Origin of the sequence: Streptomyces sp. T12, assembly GCF_028736035.1 — a bacterium.
Lineage (GTDB): Bacteria > Actinomycetota > Actinomycetes > Streptomycetales > Streptomycetaceae > Streptomyces.
The window spans coordinates 9,304,997-9,321,454 of sequence record NZ_CP117866.1 but is presented as its reverse complement, the minus strand read 5'-3'; the positions used below and the strand labels follow the sequence as shown (position 1 = coordinate 9,321,454).

The window sequence follows — 16,458 nt, the reverse complement described above, 5'->3', positions numbered from 1 at the left end:
CTCGGAGTGCGTGAACCTGCCACTGTGCGAGCTCAGGGGAACCTCCGGTAGGGGGCGCCGGGGTGTGACAGCCGCGAAGGCGGCCGCCACACCCCTCACTTGGCGTTCTGCGTTTCCCGAGTGGCGAGTTAGTTCTTGACCTCGCTGTCGGTGATGGTCAGCGGAACGTCACCGAAGAGGGTCTCGAACTCGTCCTTCGTGATCTCTTCGACCTCGCTCACGGTCTCCTGCGTCATTTCCTGCTGCATGGATTTCTCCCAATCGCATGTAGGGAATGTCGACCCGCTTTCGCGAGCCTGTGCCGACATTACCCATGGCACCGAACGCTGCCCAGTCGGAATCCTGGAAAACAGCGTTGATTTCAGGCAAGGTAACGATGGTCAAGACTTTTCGGAATAACCGCTGGATAATTCAGCAGCCGACGGCGCGGGCGGTGCGCCTCCGAGGTCGGGCGGGGTGTGAGTTCGCGTGCGTCCGCCGCGATCGACATGAGGCGTGGGGCGAAGGTCGTGCGGCACTTGCGCGCGGATTCCTCCAGACGGTAGGCCACGGACTCGTGTACGACGTGCTCGTCCCGTGTGGCGAGGAACAGGAACCGTGGTTCCACTTCGCGCAGCAGGGCCGCCGGGATGCGTTGCGGGAGGGTGAGCGAGTAGTAGCGCGGCCAGTCCACCAGGCGTCTGCGTTCCAGCCAGGAGCGGCCGAAGGGGCGCAGGCTGGAGAACATCGCGAAGCTCCACTCGAGTTTCAGTCCGGCCGGCACCAGGGCGATGTTCAGGAGGAACACGCCGCCGATCAGAACGTGGGTGACCATCGCGGCCGTACCGCCCGGGAGGGCCACGGCCGACTGCGCGGACACCGCTTGACCGCACAGATATCCGTACACCGCACCCTGGAAGAGGTCCTTGCACAGATAACTGGCCGAGCGGCGCCCGGAGGCGGTCCTGCCCAGCGCCAGCGCCAGCGCGGCCGATGCCGCCACGGCCGCCCAGACGAGCGGTCCTCCGCCGGGATCCGGGACGATTCCGTCGCCCGCGATGAGGGCGATCACCCACAGCGCCAAGGCCAGAACGGAGAACGGGAAGTTGCCGGAGACGCCGAAGGCACCGTGCATGAGGATCGCCCCGTACAGGCCCCACACCTCCAGGCCCGGCACCAGGAGGGCGATGCCGACCGCGAGTTCGATCGTGATCACGGCGTAGGGAGCGATCCGCAGGAGCCGGTGGGACGGCCTGAACCCCAGCAGCCCGAGGTAATGGGCCGTCACGACTCGGCCCGCGCTGCGCTCGCTGCCGAGGTACTCCTCGTTGACCTTGAGAAGCGCCGCCGAGAGGTAGACGCCGATGAGCAGATCGCGTGCGACGATGCCGTGCACATGGCCCGGGAGGAAGGCGAACAGCACCGCCGCCACGATGCCGAGCAGCGCATGGTCGGCCAGCCGCCGCTGTGTGGACACCATCCACAGGACGACGAGCACCACCGCAGCGATACGGGCCCCGAGCGCGTCGGACACCACCGCGACGACCAACGCCGCGGGCAGCGCGAACAGTTGTCCGGTCGCCGTCGCCCAGGGCGGCAGCCTGATCACCAGGACAGGTGCGTAGTGGTACCGCACCCCGGCCAGCCCCTGCTCCCACAGTCGGCTCACCTGGTGGAAGAGGAGCCCGGCCACGGCGAGGACCAAGGGCGTGAGCGTGAGGGGGGCGCCGTCGACGCCCCAGGCCCCGGTCGAGGCGCTCACCGTGCCGCTCGCCAGGATCCGTTCAGCCGATCGGTCTGCTGCAGCGCACCGGCCAACCGCTCCCACTCCCTGGCGTAGTGGTTCGCCACCTCGGCGACCGCCCGCATGCAGTGCGGTGGGAGGGCCGCCAGCAGCCGCTCGCCCGCCGCCAGCCCCTGGGCCTGGCCGTTGAGCCAGCGCAGCAGCGCGCGGCCACTGTCCGTGAAACGGATCGACGGATCATTGGCGAGCGTGTGCATGGCCCGAACCCGTGCGCGGTCGGTTTCGAGTGAGAGCTGGTCGGGCGGAATCGGGACCGATGCCAGGTGGGCTCCCTGGTGCGCCGCCGCGACCGTGCCCGAGGTGGCGGTCAGGGCGTTCTCCTGCGGTGAGGCCGTCGCCGGGGCCGAGGTCTGCCCGGCCGCGAGGGGGACGGCCGGGAAGGACTGCAGTCCCTGACGCATGCGGTGCACCGTGCTGATGGAGACGCCGGTCTGCTCGGCGACTTCGCGCAAAGTGATGTCCGGCCGTTCCGTCAGGAAGGCCAACACCTTCTCCCGCCGCTCCGACATGTCGACCGGGCGCGCCCGGCCGTCCCTGCCGACGCGGGCGGTCGACGGATTCGAGTGAGGAGATTCCTCACTCGAAATTCTCTCCCGCGCCGCGCCCACGGTCTTCGGCGACACCCCCGTGACGGCGGCGATGGCCCGGTCCGACCAGTGGGGATGGGAGGCGAGGATGCGCGCTACGGCTGCTTTGCGGTCCTTGAGCGTCAGGGGAAGACCATGGCTGATGTTGGCCTTGACGGACCGGATGAACAGTTCGTCCGCCGGGCCCTCGACGTAGCGGACGGCTATGTCGCGCTCTCCGCGCAGGATCGCGGCCTGCAGCCGGTGCATACCGTCCACCACACGTCCGGCCTGCCGGTGCACGAGGATCGGTTCGAACTCTGTCCCGCTCTCGGCGAGGACCTGGACATGATCGCGGCTGAGACCTTCGAGGCGTGGTGAGTCCGCCGACGCTAAGGAGTCCACCGGCACAAGGTGAGCTGTCGGCTCTGGTTCGTCGAGCAAGGGTTCTGTCCTCTCCCTCAATTCTGCGGCGTCGATTCACTGCGCCTGTGGGCGCCTTTTCCGACATGCCGCCATCGACATATGTGCGAGGATTACTCGTTTTGTCTCCGCGCCTCGAGAACGTCAATCGGCTCCGCAGTGGGCAGCGCTGCGCGAAGCGTTGGCTGAGATAGGACCACCCCCGTACCGGATACGTTTCTGCTCGCTCAGCCGAGTGGAATGGGTGGAATATCTGGACAGGCCGACAGAAATTCACCGCTCATATCCAGCCAAAGACGCAAGATCACCCCGTCAACCTCAGAGCGCTCCAGAAGCCGACCGACGAACACGAAGACGAGTCCGTTTCGTCGTACGGACGGTCGGCTGAGCACTTGCCTTACTGTTTCCGCGGATGCGGATGAGGTCCAAAAATCAACGTACAGCAGCGGGGTGTGCCGGCACAGCGGACTTTGCAGGGCCATGACTGAAATCCCACCGACCGAAGGCCGATCGGCGCCTGTGGTCAATCCCGCCGGGCCGGTGTATGGCCGACCGACCGCCGGGCCGGACCAGGAGCCACTCCAGGCGCCCTCCCGCTCGTTCAGTACCACGACAACGCTGTAACTGTCTGCTGCCGCCTCGGGCGTGACCAAACAGCGGCGCCGCTCCCTCGTCAAATCCGTCGTCCGAGCCGTCGTCCGATCCGGTGATCGCCAACAGGCTTGAAAGAGCCCTGAACAGCCCCTTCCCGGAAGTTCTTCCGCCTGACAGAAGCCGCCTTGCCGAGCTGCCGCCTGCGTCACGACCCTGTTTCCAACCACGGCACGCGGGGCGAGGGCGCCCCGCTCTCAGAGACGGGAACGCCATGCCGCACACCACCGCCTTCGCCAGGAACCAGTGGTACAGCTAGCGCATCTTTCTGACCTGCGCTTGTGTGGGCGCGATGAGGCTGTGACCTGCTAGGACGGGGTGCAGAGGCGATCGAGGCAGTCAGAGGAAACCGCTCTGATTCGACCCCGGTTCGACCCGGGTCGCTCGGACGCAGTCAGAGGCAGCGACCTCTGCAACAGACCTCTGAGGGACCTGAGTTGTCCGGTGTGGATCACCAGTGGACCACTCTGGCGGTGCTCTGTTTCGACCTCGGTCGAGCTGCGACGGGGACGCCTGCCTCCGCTCGGGGCCAGGCTTGCGAGGGTTTCCAGGACGGCCATTCTGGAGACCTTGCCTGCGCCGATGGAGGTCGGTTCCGGACACCACCCGTGGTTTTAGCGGGCCTGGGTGGCGTCCACGCCTTTGCGAGACGACTCCACCGTGCCAGACAGCACCCAACACGCCCTCTCTCAACGAAACTCCACCGAATTCAGCGGATTTCTCAGCCCCGTCCAGCTTCCGTCGGCCGCGACCGGTCTCATTCGGCTCAGAGACCTCACCGGCCGCTACGCCACCGGCAGTTACAGCCGACTCGCCTCCGACGGGCGTACCGTGATCCTGCGCGGGGACCGCCAGGGCGCGGCCGAACACGGGCACCGAATCACCGCGGCCATCGCCTGCCACGTGGCCCGCGCCGGCGGAACTCTCGACCATCTGACGCAGCTCCTGCTGCACCCGGAGCACGAAGGCGGACGGCACGCCCAGAACATCGCACTGCGCTCCGGGCAGTCGCGTGCCCTGGGCTACATCCGCCGGGTGTGGGCCAACGCTTCGGAAGCGGTCAGCACCAGCAGGGCGCTGGGCTCCCGCCACGAGGCGTACGAGGTTCTCGCCGCGCTGCGCGACCGTATCGAGACCACGGCCTGGCGCGGGGAGCGAGGGCGGACCGCCCTGCGCGTGCTGCGGGCGCATCTGAACTTCGCCGAGATCGCGGGCGGCCCGCTGCACCATTCCAGCGAACGGCAGACCGCCGAAGAAGCCGGCATCTCCCGCACGACGCTGCGGGCCGTTTATGAGAACGTCCTCAAGCCACAGGGCTGGCTGCGCCGGCTGCGGGTCGGCCACGGTCGCGAAGGCTCGACCTGGTGCCTGGACGCTCGGCCGTCTCGTTTCCGGACCACTCAGTACCCCCCCCGACCCGGCACTTGAGGAGTGGCCCACCCCTGGGACGGCCACGACGGCCGACATCGACTCCACCGTCCTCGGCCGACTGATGGGCCACGACGCCTTCGCCCACCACGGCCTCGGCAGCGCCGCCCTCATGCTCATCAGCGCCCTGCACCAACGCCCCAACCAGACAGTCGCCGAGCTCGTCGGTACCTCCTCGGTCTCCCGCGCCACCGCCTATAGGACCCTTCGCCGCCTGGCCGGCCACGGCCTCGTGCAGCACACCGGGGAGACCTGGACCCTCGCGCCACGGGCCCTGGAGGGCCTCGGTAGCAATCTCCCTGTCCCTGTTACCGGGCTCGACGCCGTGCCAGCCAACGGTTGGGACACGGTGGCCGAGCAGTACGGAACCACGGGCCTCGCCGCCCGGCGTAAGGCCCTGCACGCGGCCCAACGCGCCGCCTATCGGGAAGTGCTGGATCGGCTTGCGGAGCACCGCAGCAAGGCCGTGGTGATCGTCCGCGACGGCCGCCAAGTCCTGGTTCCCGCGCCACGTGCCGACGAGATCCCGCCCGCGTGGCACACCCCCGACGGGCGTGTCCTCGACCCGGCCAGCGGCCGTGCCGCCCCCGACTGGCGGGTCGCCACGGACGGCCGCCTGATCCTCATCACCCCAGCCGACCAGCGCAGTTACGACGAGCTGGCCGCCGCCCATGCCGAAGCCCTCAGCGAATGGGAGTCCGCCGCATGAACCCAGAGCCTCCGGTCACCTCCGACGCAAGCGAGACGGTGACGCCCCAGTCCCTGTGCAAGCAGTACGAGTTGGACGCCACGGTCGACGAACTCGTCGCCGCCAGCTGGCTGTCGTACGGCACGGTCCTCAACCGGCTGCACGAAGCCGGAACAGTCATGCGCACCTCGTGGCAGACCCGCAGGATGCGTCAGAACCCGCAAGCCCGCCAACGCCTCGCCGCTCACCTTCGCACCCTGCACGAGGAGCACGGGGCCGCCTTGGCCGAACTCGCTGCAACGGCGGGCGAGACAAGGCGTGGTGCCCGGCGTCTGCTGATCGAGGCCGGCGGCAGCGTGCGCACTACACAACAGACCCTGCGGATGCGCGCAGCAGCGCGAGCCACCGAGCGTCAGAAACTCGCGCTGTCCCTGCGCACGCGGTACGAGGCCGGCGCCACCGTTCCGGACCTCGCGGAGGAGTGCAACTACTCGATCGCCACCGTGTATCGGCTCCTGCACCAAGCGGGCACCCGCATGCGGCCCAAGCACAACCACGGACCGGCCCGCGCCCCGAGGGAGCGGTCATGAGCGCCCAAGCACGTGTCCCCGGCTGGGCCCGGCAGGACACGGGACCGATGGTGTGCCATCCCGGATCCAGCCCTGCAGCACGAGCCCCTCCTCCGTCCGCACTCAGCCACCTCCGACGTCAGCCTTCTAGCCGACGCACGCAAATCAACGCGCCATTCCAGATTCAGGAGATCAAGCACACATGAGTGAGAACACCCGTACCAAGACCATGGCCTCAGCCGCAGCGAGCCCCTGGGACGCCTTCGTCATCGTCGTCGGCATGCTCAAGGGCGGCACCGGCAAGACCACCTCCGCCTGGTTCATCGCCCTCTACTACGCCGTCGTCCTCGACCTGCCCACCCTGCTGCTGGACACCGACGCCACCAGCCAGTCCGCCTATGACTGGTTCAAGGTCGCCCAGGCCGCCGGCTTTGAGATCCCGGCCACTGGTGGTCGAGCGGTACCCGTTCGACGACATCGCCGAATACATCCACACCAAGCGTGCCGAGTTCGGCGCGATCGTGATCGACGCCGGCGGCGGCAGCGCCCGGATCTTCCACGAGGCCGTTACCGAGGCGAACCTGTTGCTCGTACCGGTCGCCCCCACCAAGATCGAGCGCCGCAAGCTCGTCGCCACCTTCGACGAAGCCGAACGCGCCGCCGCCCGCAACCACCACGACGTCACCGCCCACGTGGTCATGGTCAAGGCCCACGACCGCACCAGCCTGCCCAGCCGGGCGAAGGACCAGCTGCTGGAGCCCGCCGAGGGCGAGGGCATCGGCCCGGACCGCGACGAGCCGTTCCCGCTCGCCGAGACAACCATCCACTCCTGGGTGCACTACATGGAGGCCTTCGGCGAGATCCCGACCGAACTGAGCGAGTACGCCGAGCTGATGAAGGAGCTCACGGCATGAGCGAGCGCATGAAGCCCCCGGCCCGCCGCACCGGCCGCACCCTCGGCGGGGCCAAGAAGGCGACCCCGCCGCCCCCTCCCCCGGCCGCCGAGCTCACCCCCGAGCAGTACGCCGCCGAACAGGCCGCCAACCCGAGCGAAGGCCGTCCCACTGCGGGCGAGGCACAGGTTCAGCGCGCTCCTTCCGCCGTTCCCGCCGAGGCATCGGCACAGGAACAGACCGAGGCGGTGCCCGAAGTGGCACAGACCTCCGGCCCGGTCGAGGTGAAGGCGCCGAGGGATGTGGCCAGCACCTTCGAGCCGCAGATCGTCAAGAAGCGGCAGCGCCGCCTGACCGGAGTCGACGAGATGGTGCTGTCGCTGTCCGCGAAGGGCCTGACCCATGGGGAGATATCGGCTCATCTGGCCGAGGTGCTTGGGGCAGACGTGTCCAAGCAGACCATCACCACCACCACGAACAAGGTGATGGAAGGCATGGCCGAATGGCAGTCACGTCCGCTGGATCGCGTCTACCCGGTCGTCTTCGTGGACGCCATCAACGTGAAGATCCGGGTTCTGTCGACGATCTTGTGATGCGGACGGCTGAGCACGTTGTTTCGCCTGTACGCGATCACGCATCGCGTGCTCTCGTGATGTGCTCCTGGAGCGAACGCGGGTGCGGGCGACGACTGGCTCATGTCGGTGCGGTCAGAGCTCGGCCCGGGTGCACGGTCGGTACGTACGCAGGCTGCGTGATGTCGCCGTGGGCGGGCTCGGTGTCGTGATCGAGTTATGCGTGCGCCGCTTCCGCTGCGAGAACACTGCCTGCACGGCGGTGACGTTCGCCGAACAGATCGTGGGACTGACGACCCCGCACAGTCGGCAGGCCCCGCTATTGCGCGGGCTGCTAACGCGGATCGGACTGGCCCTGGCCGGCCGGGCAGGAGCCCGCCTGGCCGCCGCGGTCGGCATCACCGTGGGCAAGGACACGCTGCTGCGGCTGGTCAGAGCCCTGCCCGAACCGGAGGTCGGCGAGGTGGAGGTCCTCGGCGTCGACGACTTCGCCTTCCGCAAGGGCCGTCACTACGGCACGGTGCTGATCGACATGGCCAACCACCGTCCGCTGCGTCTCTACGAGGGGCGCGAGGGCGAAGACCTCGCCGCATGGCTCCGCGACCACCCCGAGGTGAAGGTGATCTGCCGGGACCGGTCCAGCGGTTACGCGGAGGGCGCACGCATCGGAGCGCCGCAGGTCGCTGATCGCTACCATCTGTGGGCTAATCCCGGACAGGGCAGTCGAGAAGACAGTGAACGGTCATCGCTCCCGTCTGGCCGAACCGCCTTCGGAACCCGCAGACACCCCCGACGAACCGCAGGTAGTCCAGCTGCCGACAGAGCTGAAGATCGTGACTCGGCTCCGTGAACAACATGCTGCCACCCACGAGTTGTGGCAGCAGGGCATGTCGAAGGCGGGGATCGGCCGGAAACTCGGACTGCACCAGGCCACCGTCCGCAAACTGGTCAACGCCCCCTCCGCGGACGACGTCGTCGCCAAAAGCCTTCAGCGGGCGCATGTCGTCGACCCGTATGTCGGCTACCTGCACCGGCGCTGGAACGAGGGCGTCAGAAACGCCACCCAGCTCTACCACGAGATTCAGGAACAGGGCTATCCCGAAGGCGAGTTGGCCGTCCAACGTCATCTGCGGCAGTACCGCACCGGGCGCGGACACGCACCCGATCTCCCGTCTAGACCGCCCCGAGCGAGGCCGCCGCCGAACGGTTCCTGGGGTCTCCGAGGAGTGGGGCACCAAGTATCCGGCCGTGATCAAGCTGTGGTCCGACGCCTGGGCCGAGATGGTGCCCTTCCTCTCCTTCGATGTCGAGATCCGCAAGGTGATCTGTTCAACGAACGCGATTGAGAGCGTGAACGCCCGCATCCGAAAGGCCGTGAGAGCTCGCGGCCACTTCCCGTCGGACGCTTCGTTGAAGTGCGTCTACATGGTGCGCATGTCGCTGGATCCGACCGGCAAGGGTCGCCGCCGCTGGACGATGCGTTGGAAGGCAGCCCTGAACGCCTTCCAGATCGCCTTCGAAGGACGCCTCACCCCCGCCACCAGCAACTGACTCAACAACCAAGATCAGCCGTTGATTGGACGGATCCCGGCGACGCCGCGGCCAGCCCGTTTACCCCTTGAGGAGGATGCTCAGTACCAGACGGAGAACGTGGCGTCGGCCCTGCCGACGGCGGTGGTGATCGGGTCGAGGCGCAGTTGGTAGGCGTAGTGGCGGATGTAGCGGTCCGGGTAGTTGTACGACTGGAACGATGACCAGGTCGAGTCGGCGAGGCCGGCGACCTGGCGGAAGGTGGCGTCCGCGGCGAACTGGCTGCTGCCGTCGTTGTGGGCGAGCTGGAAGTCGTAGTTGTAGTGCCGAAGGAAGTAGCCGGGGAAGTTCACCGACTCGAAGGAGACGGTTCCGGTGCCTGCCAGGCCGGGCCTGAGCCGGAACTGGGCGTCGTCGGCGGGGCTGACGTCGGGATCGATGCGCACGTCCATGTTGGTGTGGCGTACGTACCGGTCCTGGAAGTTGTACGACTGCAGTCGCTGGGCCGGGGTGTTGGGCCAGCGGGCGAGCACGCGGCTCTCCTCGGCGGCGGTGAGGGTCATGATCGCGCCGTGACGCTTGGCGGTGCCGCCCATGTCGTAGCTTGCCGAATCCTGAAGCCGGTAGGTGCCGACGCTGAACGGGTTGGTGGTCAGGATCGGCCTGTATTCGCGTACGCCCTGCGGGTTGTTGTAGTCGATGTAGAGGGCCCACTCGTCGCGGTCTCGGAACTTCATCCAGACCGGGCCTTCGACCACGTTGCCGGTGAGGCCGATGCTGGAGAGGTTGCCGAGGTTGGTCCACGTCCCCAGGATCGAGTTGGTGCCCTCGACGTTGTTCTGGTCGTCGCCGGAGACCCGTATGTAGCGGTAGTTGCCGGCACCGGCGGGCACCTCGGTCCGCCCTGAGGGTTCTGTTCAACGCTCGTCCCATTTCTGCGTGAACTGCCCTGAGGCTTGAGGAATATTGTTCGAAGTGCCGAACAATGTGCGGCACTTCGAGCAGAAGATAGGTTTGAGTTGTGATTCCGTCAATGTTTCCGACGGGTTCCGTTCCGGTGCGGCTCGCGCCGCCCGGACAACCGAGCAGCAGTGTCGTCGCACACGTTGACTTCCGTGCGGGGCGCCTTTTACATTCAGGCGACCATTCCGTATATCGACCCATGTTCGAAATACCGGACATTCGCGGTGTGAGAGCGGTCCGGCCTCCGGAAGGAACCCCCGTGCCCCGAACCGCGTGCTTTCCAGGCGCGAGACGTCTGTGCAGAGACGCCCTGCCATGGCGCTGATGACCGCCGTCGGCGGCCTCATCGGCATCCAGAGCCGGGAGCCCGCCGAACCCCTCCGGACGGAACCCGTCGCGGTGACTCCCACCGGATCGCGGTGCCACCGGTACCGATGGGCTGGGCGTCCCGGAACACCGGCGCCACGGGCACCAAGGTCGTCGACATCGCCGACACCAACGGCGGCAACGCGGCCCGTACGGCCCTCTTCCAGGTCAACGGACAGAAGGCCGCCAAGGTCTCCTTCCCACCGACCGGATCCTGGACCACACCGGGCACCGTCTCGGTCGAGGTGTCCCTGGCGAAGGGCCCATCGAACACGCTGACGTTCTCCAACTCCCCTGCACGGACTCCGGACTTCGACGCCATCGAGGTCTGTCCGCTGCCCGGCGCGAAACGGTGCCCAGGTGGTCGGACAGCAGTCGAACCGCTGCCTCGGCATCAACAACACCATCCTCAACGGCACCGACGCACAGCTATGGGACTGCCACGGCGGTGAGAACCAGTCCTGGAACAACACCTCCCGCAAGCGGCTCGTGGTCTACGGCAACAAGTGCCTGGACGCCTACAACCGCGGCACGACCGACGGCGCCCGGGTTGTCATCCGGGACTGCAACGACCAGACCAACCAACAGGGGAACGTCAACTCCGAACCTTGGATTCTGATGGCTGTCGCAACACCCCGGTTCAGGGGTGGCGACGGACTTCGAGATCCGGCGGGGAACGGGCCCCGGGGCCCAGAAAGCCGAGCCGGGAACGGGAGTCATGCTCCCGGCTCATATGGCAGGGCTACAGCGATCGGGCAGCGTGCCGGATCTCGGCGCAGAGGCCCGCACGGGTAGGAAGTGGCTTCACGGTCGTGAACCCACTGGCCCGCAGAGGAAGGCGCCGGCACCGCTTGGCACGGTGGCGGTGCCTTCCGGGCCGTCCCGGTAACTGTGCGAGGCGGTTTTCGCGCCGAAAGACCGCCGACACATGTGATGACTTCTCACAAAGGACGGAATCGTGGACTTCACCAGACGACAGCTCGGCCGGCTCGCCGCGGTCGGTGCCGGGGCACTCGTGCTGCCGGGTCTGCTGTCACCGGGCAGGGCGGCGGCAGCCGCACCTCCTGCCGGTACGTGGGGCGATCAGGGCGACGGCACCTACGTCAATCCCATCCTCCCGGCCGACCTCAGTGACTGGGACTGCATCCGGGTCGGCGCCGACTACTACGGCATCACCAGCACGTTCGGGTACTCGCCCGGTATGGCCGTCCTGCACTCGAAGGACCTGGTCAACTGGCGGACGCTCGGCGGCGTGGTCGACGATGTCACCCGTATCGGACCGGCGCTGAACTGGGACCGGATGAACCGCTACGGCCGGGGTGTGTGGGCCGGGGCCATCCGCCACCACGCGGGGCGGTACTGGGTGTACTTCAACACGCCCGACGAAGGCTTCTTCATGACGTCGGCCCCGTCGCCGACCGGGCCGTGGGAGCCGTTGCACGCGCTGTGGCGGACCTCCGGCTGGAACGACGTATGCCCGTTCTGGGACGACGACGGCCAGGGCTACCTGGTCACCACAAACTACGCGGACGCCTACAAGGTGCACCTGTTCAAGCTGTCCGCGGACGGCAAGTCGCTGGTCGGCCCGTCCACGGTCATCCACCAGTCGCCGGGCAGCGAGGCCAACAAGCTGTACAAGATCGACGGTACCTACTACCACCTCTTCAGCGAGGTGAAGCCCGAGGGCCGGTTGCTCATGATGAACCGCGGCTCCAGCCTCTCCGGCCCGTTCGAGACCCGGCAGCTGCAGCACGTCAACACCTCGGTGGACCGCGAGCCCAACCAGGGCGGGCTGGTGCAGACTCCTAACGGCGCCTGGCACTTCGTGACCCACCACGGCCACGGCGGCTGGGAGGGGCGCGTGCTGTCCCTGCTCCCGGTGACCTGGGTGGACGGCTGGCCGATCCTGGGCGAGGTGGGCGCGGACGGCATCGGCAACATGTTCTGGACCGGCCAGGTGCCCGCCGGCGGCACCCCCGGCCTGCCGGTCGACGCACTGCCCCCCGTGGTGACCAGCGACCTGTTCACCGACACCCGCCTCAAGCCGCAGTGGGAGTGGCACTATCAACCGCGCGCGGACCATTGGTCGTTGACCGAACGCCCCGGCTACCTGCGGTTGAAGGCGTTCGCACCGCTGGTGGCCGACAACCTGACCAAGGCCGGGAACACCCTCACCCAACGGGTGCTGCGCACGGCGGGCGGCGCGACGGTGACGGTCCGCCTCGAACTGGCCGGCCTCGACGACGGCCAGCATGCCGGGCTGTGCCACTACGCGGCGACCTACGCCGGGTTGGGTGTCCGGCGCTCGGGGACCACCACCACGATCGCGCACAACGTCGGCGGCACCCTGACCTACGGCCCGGAGATCACGCAGAACGCCGTGTGGCTGCGCACCTCCTGGGACGTCAACGGCGTCAGCCGCTTCTCCTACAGCCTCGACGGGAGCACATTCACCCAGGTCGGTGGCACCTACCAGCTCACGTGGGGCGGTTACCGCGGTGACCGGGTCGGCCTCTACACCTACAACCCCAACGGCACCGGCTACGTCGACGTCGACTCGGTGCAGTACACCATCGCGCCCACCAGGGCCTACACGTGCGTCAGTGTGCGCAGCGGCAAGGTCGCCGACGTCTCCGGCGCCTCGAACGCGGACGGCGCCGCCGTGATCCAGTGGCCCGACACCGGCAGGTCGAACCAGCACTGGGCCTTCCAGTCCTCGGGGGACGGCTACCACACCATCACCTGCGTCGGCAGCGGCAAGGTGCTCGACGTGGCGGGGTCCTCGACGGCGGACGGCGCGGCGGTCGTGCAGGCGACCGCCGACGGCCGGGCGAGCCAGCAGTGGCAGTTGCGCCCGCAGACCGGTGGCGAGTTCGTCCTGGTCAACCGCAACAGTGGCAAGGTGCTCGACGTCAAGGGAGGCAGTACGGCCGACGGTGTCGCGCTGATCCAGTACCGCGACGTCGGCAGCTCCAACCAGCGATGGACCTTCCAGCGCGTCACCGGCTAGGGACCTGAAGGGTGCACCTTGCACGCTCGAGCAGGGGCACCCCATCGCCGCGTTGCACGGCATCAGACCACGCGACCTCATCGGACGCTCATCTTGCAAGGACCCCTGAGGGGTGAAGGCGGGAGAGTCTCGCCGGATGCAGCGCCGCTGTGATCGTCCGACTCGTGAGCGGCCCGCCCGGTCGTCGTGCCTCCCACGCGGGGCCGGACATCGTCGGGCTGTTCACCGAGCGCGCCGCCGAGTACCCCGCCACAGTGGCCGTGTTCGGGCGGCCGGTGCCTCGGCCGCCGTCGGGCGCGCGACGGCTCGCACCGGCGCGCGGTCCGTGGTCGTGCCACCAGGGCTGCCCGAGAACGTCGTCCCCGACGAGCCCTGGTCCCGGCTCGAGGACGTTCCGCCGCTGACGGTCGGCGGCTCGACGGGGGGCGGACGCCGTGGCCACCACAACCGCACCGCCGCCGTCACCGGGGCCGTGGCCCTCGACCACGGCCCCGGCCTGGGGGCGCAGGGTTCTGATCCAGTGATGCACTGCTGAATGGCTGTCTCGTTCAGCGGCGTCAGGTGACGGTGAACATCTGGTGGTCGGCGCCGTCGAACGGGCGTTGCTCCAACTGGTCGCCCTGGGCGTTGCCCGCGGTGAGGTAGAGACCGCTGTGGCGGTTGAGGAGCCGGATACGGCCGTTGCCCGCGTCTTCCGCCAGCCATTCGTCGTTGGTGTTCGCGTTGGCTTCGTACTGGTGCTGGACGGCCTTCGCTCCCGCGTCGCGGGACGCGTACCGGATGACGACGTCCTTGCCACTGGCCTGGTTGACGATCCGCGTGTATCCGTCGCCGAGGGGCACGAACGCGAAGCGCTGGTTGGTGCCGCCGTTGCTGGGCCAGCGGATGATCTCGGCGTCGTTCGCGAGGCTTCTGCTCTTCACGTCGAGTACGTGGCTGCTGCCGGCGACGGTCACCGTGCGGTTCCCGGTCGGGATGGCCGGGACCTTGGTCAGCCTGACCACATGGCCGCCGCCCGCGACCGCCGGAACGCTGAGCGTGTCGCCGGCCTGGATGACCTTGCTGGTGCGGGTCAGGCCTGCGGAGCCGTCGGTGGTGATCTCCGCGTGCCAGGTACCGGTGCCGAGGAACGTGGTCGGGTAGGTGATGGTGGCGGCGGCGCCGCGCCTGAACGCGCCGACGAACCACCGGTCGCCGTTGCGGCGGGCGATGACCCCTCCGGAGTTCGGGTCGCCCGAGACGTACTTCGTCTCGTCCCACACGGTCGGCAGCATGCGCAGCCACCGCTGTGCCTCGGGTCGGGCCTGGTAGTCCGGGATGCGGCTGCCGGGCAGCATGATGCCGCTGTCCAGGAGTACGGCGAGGGCGAGTTCGGCGGCGTCGCTGTTCGGGTTGCGCTGCTGGAAGCTCATCGGCGAGTAGTCGGCCGGGCCGAGTGCGCCGCGAGTGAACGGGATCGCGGCCACGTGTCCGATGTCCCGGCCTCCGGGGTATTCCTCGCCCCGGACGGCCTCGTTGGTCAGCACGTGCGGCCAGGTGCGGTGGACACCGACGGACAGGCGCGAGCCGTGCAGGTCGACCATCAGCTTGTACCGGGCCGTGTCGGCCAGGGCCGCGTCGTACCACTGCTGACGGGCCCGGGTCTCTGAACCCATGAAGTCCATCTTGACGCCGACGACACCCCACCCGGTGATCTTGGTGAACTCAGCCTCCCGCTCGGCGGCGGTGTCCAGGTCCTGCCAGTGATACCAGAGCATGATCCGCACGCCGCGGTCCCGGGCGTAGGTCACGAGCTCGGGAATGATCGCCTGGTTGGCTTTCCACCCGTCGTCCACCAGGAGGTAGGGCCAGCCCTGCGAGGAGGCGTAGTCGGCCCACTGCTTGAGCTTGGTCAGGTCACGCTGCGTGGCGACCATGCCGTCCAGCCACGGCCACGCGGCGACACCCGGCTTGATCCACGAGGTGTCGGAGATCTTCGACGCGGGCGCGACGTCGTCGACCAGCGTGGACTCCACGACCGTCGCCGTGCTGCCGATGGCGGCAGTGCGCCACGCTGTGGTGAACGCGCCGGACCGCGCGATCTGAGCGTCGGCCAGCGCCACGGTGAACCGGCCGGTGCCCTGAGTGTGGGTGAACGAGCCACCCGAATAGTTGCCGTCCACACCGGACTCGGCGAGCAGCACCCGCGCGCCGTTGGTGTGCTGGGCGAACATGCCCATGTCGTAGGAGCCCGTCGCCACGTCGGCGACCGTAGAGGTCGCGTAACCCCTCTCGTGATCGGGACTGAACACCTGCCGGGACAGCTGGGCGTCAGTCGGCAGTTCGAACGAGGTCGCCTCGCGCAGCACCGTCGCGCCCGACGGCATCTCGTAGCGCAGCGCCAGCCCCTCCGCGGACGTGCGGACGTGCACGGTCATCCGCGCGGAGCCCTTGGCGAAGACCAGTCTCGTCTCGGTCGCGGACCGCGCCCGGACGCGGGACTTCCCCGCCATGACCTGGTAGTTGTACGAGACGGGCGAATCGGTGCGGCTGACGAACTCCAGTCCGGTGGTGTAGTCGGCCTGGCTGGTCACCAGCCCGATCGGAGCGGGTATCAGGGCCTGGCGGCAGTTCCAGGTCGCGCCGAGCGAGAGGGCGCCGTTCGCGTCCAGCGCCACGGTGGCGCGCACCCCGTCACAGCCGGTCTGTGCGACACCGGGCTGCACCGAGGTCCAGTTCCCCGGCGTGGCGGCGGATGCGGGCACCGCAGTGACCGAGCCTGTGACGGCGAGGACGGCGGCGGCCGTACCGGCGACTCGAACCCCGCTTCGTTGGAGGAGTCTCATGTGGCCTTCCGGGTGGTTGCAGGTGGTCCGCGGCGCATCGCTCGCGCCGGGAGTGGGAGGGAGACTGCCTTTACATCCCATCACTGTCAAGGGATAAGCCCCCAGATTCCGGAGTTACCTCGCGGTTAGGGCTTACAGCCCGGATTTTCATGGGATGTCGTTGGCCGGATTAGTCGACTGTCGTGTGGAGC

General features: G+C 68.1%; 12 protein-coding genes and 3 pseudogenes. 11 read left to right on the top strand and 4 right to left on the bottom strand.

Going from position 1 to position 16,458, the window contains the following annotated elements:
* Positions 1 to 361 precede the first annotated feature (361 nt).
* Both PBV52_RS41785 and PBV52_RS41780 read right to left on the bottom strand, forming a co-directional pair.
* Positions 362 to 1,741: a hypothetical protein gene (locus tag PBV52_RS41785; RefSeq protein ID WP_274246171.1), complete on the bottom strand. Its 1,380-nt coding sequence runs from the start codon at positions 1,739 to 1,741 to the stop codon at positions 362 to 364.
* Complete coding sequence (locus PBV52_RS41780; protein WP_274246169.1) at positions 1,738 to 2,754, bottom strand: winged helix-turn-helix transcriptional regulator; 1,017 nt, start codon at positions 2,752 to 2,754, stop codon at positions 1,738 to 1,740. Before PBV52_RS41780 ends, PBV52_RS41785 begins: the two co-directional genes overlap by 4 nt.
* Before the next feature lie 1,329 nt (positions 2,755 to 4,083).
* Between PBV52_RS41780 and PBV52_RS41775 the strand changes: the two genes are divergently transcribed.
* The 7 genes and pseudogenes from PBV52_RS41775 to PBV52_RS41745 form a co-directional block, all read left to right on the top strand.
* Positions 4,084 to 4,851 (top strand): hypothetical protein, encoded by a 768-nt coding sequence (locus PBV52_RS41775; protein WP_274246167.1) that lies wholly within the window; start codon positions 4,084 to 4,086, stop codon positions 4,849 to 4,851.
* Positions 4,852 to 4,915: 64 nt separating this feature from the next.
* Complete coding sequence (locus PBV52_RS41770) at positions 4,916 to 5,560, top strand: MarR family transcriptional regulator (protein WP_274246166.1); 645 nt, start codon at positions 4,916 to 4,918, stop codon at positions 5,558 to 5,560.
* Positions 5,557 to 6,129, top strand: coding sequence for a helix-turn-helix domain-containing protein (locus tag PBV52_RS41765; RefSeq protein WP_274246164.1), 573 nt, complete (start codon positions 5,557 to 5,559; stop codon positions 6,127 to 6,129). Before PBV52_RS41770 ends, PBV52_RS41765 begins: the two co-directional genes overlap by 4 nt.
* A gap of 410 nt (positions 6,130 to 6,539) precedes the next feature.
* Entirely contained in the window at positions 6,540 to 7,022 is a 483-nt protein-coding gene (locus PBV52_RS41760; protein ID WP_274246162.1) for a ParA family protein, read from the top strand.
* 245 nt (positions 7,023 to 7,267) lie between these two features.
* A pseudogene (locus tag PBV52_RS41755) lies at positions 7,268 to 7,573 on the top strand (transposase); the annotation flags it as partial.
* An 82-nt stretch (positions 7,574 to 7,655) separates the two neighbouring features.
* Positions 7,656 to 8,423, top strand: coding sequence for an ISL3 family transposase (locus PBV52_RS41750; protein WP_306801464.1), 768 nt, complete (start codon positions 7,656 to 7,658; stop codon positions 8,421 to 8,423).
* A 383-nt stretch (positions 8,424 to 8,806) separates the two neighbouring features.
* Positions 8,807 to 9,124 (top strand): annotated as a pseudogene (locus PBV52_RS41745) (transposase); the annotation flags it as partial.
* 80 nt (positions 9,125 to 9,204) lie between these two features.
* Here the strand turns inward: PBV52_RS41745 and PBV52_RS41740 are convergent.
* Positions 9,205 to 10,002, bottom strand: a pseudogene (locus tag PBV52_RS41740) (AbfB domain-containing protein); the annotation flags it as partial.
* Between the two features lie 483 nt (positions 10,003 to 10,485).
* Between PBV52_RS41740 and PBV52_RS41735 the strand changes: the two are divergent.
* The 4 genes from PBV52_RS41735 (at position 10,486) to PBV52_RS41720 (ending at position 13,977) form a co-directional block, all read left to right on the top strand.
* Entirely contained in the window at positions 10,486 to 10,884 is a 399-nt protein-coding gene (locus PBV52_RS41735) for a hypothetical protein (protein WP_274250028.1), read from the top strand.
* Entirely contained in the window at positions 10,793 to 11,227 is a 435-nt protein-coding gene (locus PBV52_RS41730; protein WP_274246158.1) for a ricin-type beta-trefoil lectin domain protein, read from the top strand. The genes PBV52_RS41735 and PBV52_RS41730 overlap by 92 nt, the downstream gene beginning before the upstream one ends.
* A 163-nt stretch (positions 11,228 to 11,390) precedes the next feature.
* The gene (locus PBV52_RS41725) at positions 11,391 to 13,442 is read left to right on the top strand and encodes a family 43 glycosylhydrolase (RefSeq protein ID WP_274246156.1); all 2,052 of its coding nucleotides are present in this window, start codon (positions 11,391 to 11,393) and stop codon (positions 13,440 to 13,442) included.
* Between the two features lie 325 nt (positions 13,443 to 13,767).
* Positions 13,768 to 13,977, top strand: coding sequence for a hypothetical protein (locus tag PBV52_RS41720; RefSeq protein WP_274246154.1), 210 nt, complete (start codon positions 13,768 to 13,770; stop codon positions 13,975 to 13,977).
* A 22-nt stretch (positions 13,978 to 13,999) separates the two neighbouring features.
* On the opposite strand, the gene PBV52_RS41715 is transcribed toward PBV52_RS41720, so the two are convergent.
* The gene (locus PBV52_RS41715) at positions 14,000 to 16,267 is read right to left on the bottom strand and encodes a glycoside hydrolase family 97 protein (RefSeq protein WP_274246153.1); all 2,268 of its coding nucleotides are present in this window, start codon (positions 16,265 to 16,267) and stop codon (positions 14,000 to 14,002) included.
* Between the last annotated feature and the right edge of the window lie 191 nt (positions 16,268 to 16,458).

Excerpts from the sequence above, each read along its gene's own strand:
- PBV52_RS41770 (WP_274246166.1), top strand. The coding sequence starts at position 4,916 with ATGGGCCACGACGCCTTCGCCCACCACGGCCTCGGCAGCGCCGCCCTC.
- PBV52_RS41765 (WP_274246164.1), top strand. The coding sequence starts at position 5,557 with ATGAACCCAGAGCCTCCGGTCACCTCCGACGCAAGCGAGACGGTGACG.
- PBV52_RS41715 (WP_274246153.1), bottom strand. The coding sequence starts at position 16,267 with ATGAGACTCCTCCAACGAAGCGGGGTTCGAGTCGCCGGTACGGCCGCC.